This window comes from Thermus igniterrae ATCC 700962, assembly GCF_000376265.1.
Taxonomy (GTDB): Bacteria; Deinococcota; Deinococci; order Deinococcales; family Thermaceae; genus Thermus; species Thermus igniterrae.
Genome location: NZ_AQWU01000013.1, coordinates 1 through 4750 on the forward strand (window position 1 = coordinate 1; position 4750 = coordinate 4750).

Here is a 4750-nt window from a genome sequence, read left to right on the forward strand (position 1 = left end):
AGAAACCGTTGTAAAAGTCTCCTCCTCCAGCTTATGCGGCCCTGGCCAGCCGCTTCACCAGCAAGCGTATCATGCCTAAATACAGCCAGGCTTCCGTTACCTCAGGGTGGTACTCGTAATCTTTCCCCAGCCGTCGGTTTCGCCCCATCCAGGCAAAGGTCCGCTCCACCACCCACCGCTTGGGCAGGGGCTTGAACCCACCCTCCCGCGGGATCTCCGGCACCTCCTCCCCCTCCCGCACCCAGACCCCCCGCACCCCCGCGTAAGGACGGGCCACCACCTCCAGCTCCAGTCCCAGCCCCCTAGCCACCTCCCGCAAACCCCGGTAGCCCCAGTCCACAAAGAGCTTGCCTACCCGGGGCCACAAGGAGCGGTCCATCCCCAAAAGCAACGCCTGCCCACCCCACTTGTCGTGCTCATTGGCCGGGTGGACAAAGGCCTTCAAAAGACGACCCCCCGTGTCCGTCAGGATCTGCCGCTTCCTCCCTTTGACCTTCTTCGCCCCGTCGTGTCCCCGGGGCCCCCCTTTTCACTCGTCTTCACCGACTGGCTGTCCATAACCAGGGCACTCGGGGAGGCATATCGTCCTCCCCGCTCCCGGTCACGACGGGCCAGAACCTGAGCTACCTTCTCCCAAACCCCTTCCTTCTGCCACTTGCGGAAGTAGTGGTAGACCGTGGACCAGTGGGGCAAGTCGTGAGGCATGGCCCGCCACTTGATGCCGTTTTCCAGGACGTAAAGTATGGCGCTGACGATCTCCCTCCTCGGCACCTTTGCGGGTCGGCCACCGGGCTTGGGGGCGGGGATCAACGGCTCCAGGATGGCCCACTCCGCGTCCAACAGGTCGCTGGGGTAAGATCTCCGTGTAGAAGCCACCCTTCAAGTATAGCGGACTTTTACGACAGTCTCTTAGAAGCTATGTATTCCCACTCCTTTTCCGAAATTGGCACCATGTCCTCCACCGCATAGCGGTTTCGCATAGGCTGGGTAGGGGCGTGGCGGAGCACCGCTTTGTACCCCTCGGGGATACTTACGAGGTCAAAGGATTGACCTCTCTCATCCCACTCCCAGATGAAGACTTCCCCCAGTAGCGCATAGAAAGCATCCCTATGGGCGTCCAGGTTGCGGGCGTACACATTCGCTGGGCAGTACCAGCAGGAGGTGCGGTATTTCCCGCAAGCCACCACTTCCAGTGGCCGCACGTAGTGCCGGAACTTGAAGATCTCCCCGAAGAAGACCAAAGTAGGCCGCTCAGCGGGCTGAGCGATGATGCCTCCTTGAGGATGGTAAACGTACTCAAGCTCCGAAGATGGGCCCAAGCGAAGGACCAGGCCGTAGTTATCCCTAACCTCCACGAGGCCGTCCCGCGTTTTAAGGATATCACCAACCTCCAGCGTCATGCCCTCTACGATTGGTAAGTCCTTCTCTACCGCGGAAAAGCGTGGGTTGTTCGCCTCCTTGTCCAGCTTGCCGAAGGACCCGAGTAACCGTGTAAACCGTCATTTGCTTCACCCCCTTACGGGTTAGCCCCAGGGTAGCAGGGGGGAGGTTACGCGGAGGTTACGTGGAAAGGGTGCCACGGCCAGCATCCCGCGTGGCTCCCCGTAACCAGGGCCCCAAGCCCTTGCCAAATCCGGCCGGCCCCTCTAGCGGCGGGGCTCCTGACGGGCTAGCCGGGCCGTGGGGCCGAGGAGGAGAAAGGAGGCGAGGCAGAAAACGCTCCCAGGAGATCACCGGGTCCGTTTCTCCATTTGGCCGAGGAAGCCCCAGGCGACCAAGGCTAGGAGGAGAAATCCAAGCCCCGCTCCCAGATAGACCTCCTCCAAGCCCACCTTTCCCCCCACTGCCCCCGCCAAAAGTGCCCCCAAAAGCCCGGCCGAGCCGCTAAGGAACCTCATTCCACCCCCTACCCGGCCCAGCAGGGCATCCGGGGCCAGGGCCTGCCTTAGCACCACCTCTTGGACCCCCAGGAGGATGGCGCTTATCCCCAGGAGGGCCACGAGGAGCAGGCCCAGGGGAAGGGGAGGCTTGAAGAGCAAACCCAGGACGGCCCCGGCGTCCATGAGGAAAAGGAGGCTAAGCACCCTTTGCGGCCTTTTGCCTTTAAGTTTCCCTGCCAAAAGCCCTCCTAAGGCCCCCCCAAGGGAGAAGGCGGTGCTGAGGAGCCCATACCCTATGGGTCCGTACCCGGCTTGGAGGGACCAGAGGGGAAGAAGGGCGAAGGGCATGACCCGGAGGAAGCTGGCTCCAAGGACCGCTCCGGCTAGCCGACGAAAGAAGGCTTCCTGGTACAGCCACCTCAGGCCAGCCAGCACCCCCGGGGGGGCTTTTCCAAGAGGCGGTATGGGAGGGAGCCTAGCGGCGAAGTGAATGGCCACAAAGCCTAGCGCGCCCCCGAGGAAAAAGGGCCAGGAGGGATTCTGGACGAAGAGGAAGGCGCCTAAGGGGGCGCCGAGAAGGTCAGCAAGGAGACTTGCCGTGTAAAGACGCCCATGGGCCTTCTCCCGTTCCTGCGGCACGAGTCTAGGGACCAGGACCCGGACCTCCAGAAGAAGCTCAAGGATGTTGTCTACCAGGTAAAGGCCGAGAAAGGTCCATGGACCAATGAGGCCGAGGCTTGTTCCTAAAAGAAAGCGCAGGAGACTGCCAGAGAGAAGCCCGAAGCTGAGGGCTTTTTTGCGGTCCGTCCGATCTAGAAGGTAGCCTGTGAAGAGGGCTAAGACGGAGGCACCCCAACCGATGGCGTGTTGCAGACCCAGGTAGAAGGGGTTGTCTAAGCGAGCGAGGTGGAGGGAGGCCGCGGTGCCTACGGCCCCCCCAGCGCAGCTGGCCAAAAACAGGATCGTGGCTAATAAGAACACCCTCAGCTAAGTCAAGAAACCCTCTACTTCCCAGACCACCCCGTCAGCAGAGGAGCAAACGTACATTTTCTCCGAGTCCTGAGAGAACCTTACGCAAGTAGGCATCCTTAGCCCTCTCACAACGGGAGGCTGGAAGTGGTAATTGCCAGGTTGAGCGGGGTCTACGGCAATGACTTCTCCCATCTCTGGCTGAACGGCAAAGAGCAATCCGGATGAGGGATGAAACCGCATCCCTCCTAGGCGATGAAGCCCCCAGGCTACCAACGCATTCGGATGGGCAACCAACTCAGAGTAGGTAATTTTCTCCGGCAATTCATCCGGATTTATGCGGAAGATTTGGCCCAGGCTTCCTACAGCGAGGTAGAAGAAGCCCCTTCCAGCAGCATCGTCAATCCAAAAAGGTTTAGCCTCCGAAGCGTCCCCCCCTTTTGTAATGTCCCGAACAGTGCCCGCAGTGTGTTCGGAAACCAAAAGCCTGCCGTCTGGGGTCCACTCCATGTGGGAGGGATTCTTCAAACCCCAGGCGAAGGGCCTCACGTAAACCCGCCGCGTCCGGCCGCCGACCTTGACCTCCTGCACTTCTTTGAGCATCTCCTTTACCCCCTTACGGGTTAGCCCCAGGGTAGCAGGGGGAAGATTACGCGGGGTTACGTGGAAGGGGTTCCACGCCTGGCCTCCCGCGTAACCTCGCGTAACCCCAGGCCCTCCGCGTAACCCTCCCCGTGGCACCCTGGGGGCATGAGGGGCAAAGTCTTTTGGCTTTTGCTCTTGGCCTGGCTTCTCCTCCTGGCCCGGCCTTCCGGGCCCGCTTTGGCCTGCTGGGACCCCAACTGCGTCCCCCCGGCCTCACACCCCGTACTCCCGGCGGAGCCTCGCCACCCGGGCCCGGGCGATGGGGCGGCGGGGATCTTGGGGGGATAGCTTCTGGCGAGGAACAGGCCGAATCCTAGGGAAGCAGCTCTACCCCGGCCCGCCTTCGCAGCTTGCGGTCCAAAGTGGCGAGCCCGGCCCCTTGCCTGCGGGCGCGTTGAGCCAAGAAGGCGTCCACCAGGCTGAGCCCTTCCTTCCCGGCCTCCTCCAGGGCGGGGCGGAGGTCCTCCTCGTCTTCCAGAAGGACCCCCTCCCGGTCCAGTAAGTCCAAGAGGGCCCCCGCCGCCTCGGCCCGCCCCACCCCGTAGAAGGAGACCAGGGTGTAGAAGGCCTCGGCCACCGCCAAGGGGTGGACGGCCAGGGTGTAGCGCCCCTCCTCGGCCCCGCGAAACACCTCCAGGGCTTGGGCGGCAAGCTCCGGAGGGTCCCCGGTCAGGAGGCGGAGCATCAGGGAGGTGTCCAGATAGTAGGGCTTCAAGCCCCTTCCCTCCACGCCTCCTCCCGCGCCCGCCTCTCCGCCTCTTCCCCGGGGAACCCCCGCTTGCCCTTCAGGCGCCCGAGCAAGGCCTCCAGGGGTACGCGGCGCCGGGGGCGGAGAAAGGCCCCCCCTTCCAGGAGCTCAAAGACCACCTCTTCTCCCGGGCGGAGGCCAAGGGCCTCCCGGATCGCCTTGGGAAGGGTGATCTGCCCTTTACTGCTTACCCTGGACTTTACCATTCCCTTCTCACTTTACCACGGCCCCCATTCCGGCGCCACAAAGCCGCGTTTGCCGGCGAGACCTAGCCTCCTTTCACCGCCACCCCCTTCCCGCCGGGGGGCGAGGGGGAGGAGGAGGGGAAGACTCACGGGGACCTCCCCTCCCTCAAGGCGAGGAGCCGCCCGCACCCTATGGGCCCCAAGGCCAATGGCAGGAGGAGAAGGAGGCCCAGGAGGGCGGTAAGGAGGGGCACCTAGGGGCCAAGGGTTCCCAAGCCCCCCGCCAGGAGGGTGCCGAGGAGGCTCCCCAGGGAGAGAAGGGC

6 protein-coding genes are annotated in these 4750 nt (G+C 63.2%); all 6 read right to left on the minus strand.

Annotated features, from left to right (window positions below):
* Window positions 1-31 precede the first annotated feature (31 nt).
* A protein-coding gene (locus B128_RS12795; RefSeq protein ID WP_244452484.1) for an IS5 family transposase occupies window positions 32-876 on the minus strand; the annotation gives its coding sequence in 2 pieces (ribosomal slippage) (window positions 32-528 and window positions 528-876; 846 coding nt in all).
* Window positions 877-896: 20 nt separating this feature from the next.
* On the minus strand, window positions 897-1400 hold the full coding sequence (locus tag B128_RS0100165; RefSeq protein WP_018110290.1) for a hypothetical protein: 504 nt from the start codon (window positions 1398-1400) through the stop codon (window positions 897-899).
* A gap of 330 nt (window positions 1401-1730) precedes the next feature.
* Window positions 1731-2861: an MFS transporter gene (locus B128_RS0100170; RefSeq protein WP_015716356.1), complete on the minus strand. Its 1131-nt coding sequence runs from the start codon at window positions 2859-2861 to the stop codon at window positions 1731-1733.
* A 6-nt stretch (window positions 2862-2867) separates the two neighbouring features.
* Window positions 2868-3452 (minus strand): SMP-30/gluconolactonase/LRE family protein, encoded by a 585-nt coding sequence (locus B128_RS12495; RefSeq protein ID WP_038035012.1) that lies wholly within the window; start codon window positions 3450-3452, stop codon window positions 2868-2870.
* Between the two features lie 355 nt (window positions 3453-3807).
* Entirely contained in the window at window positions 3808-4224 is a 417-nt protein-coding gene (locus B128_RS0100175; RefSeq protein WP_018110291.1) for a type II toxin-antitoxin system VapC family toxin, read from the minus strand.
* Window positions 4206-4448 (minus strand): AbrB/MazE/SpoVT family DNA-binding domain-containing protein, encoded by a 243-nt coding sequence (locus B128_RS0100180; RefSeq protein ID WP_018110292.1) that lies wholly within the window; start codon window positions 4446-4448, stop codon window positions 4206-4208. The genes B128_RS0100175 and B128_RS0100180 overlap by 19 nt, the downstream gene beginning before the upstream one ends.
* Window positions 4449-4750: the final 302 nt, after the last annotated feature.

Bases quoted from the DNA above. Each gene is read 5' to 3' on its own strand.
- B128_RS0100165 (WP_018110290.1), bottom strand. From the start codon at position 1,400: ATGACGCTGGAGGTTGGTGATATCCTTAAAACGCGGGACGGCCTCGTG.
- B128_RS12495 (WP_038035012.1), bottom strand. From the start codon at position 3,452: ATGCTCAAAGAAGTGCAGGAGGTCAAGGTCGGCGGCCGGACGCGGCGG.
- B128_RS0100180 (WP_018110292.1), bottom strand. From the start codon at position 4,448: ATGGTAAAGTCCAGGGTAAGCAGTAAAGGGCAGATCACCCTTCCCAAG.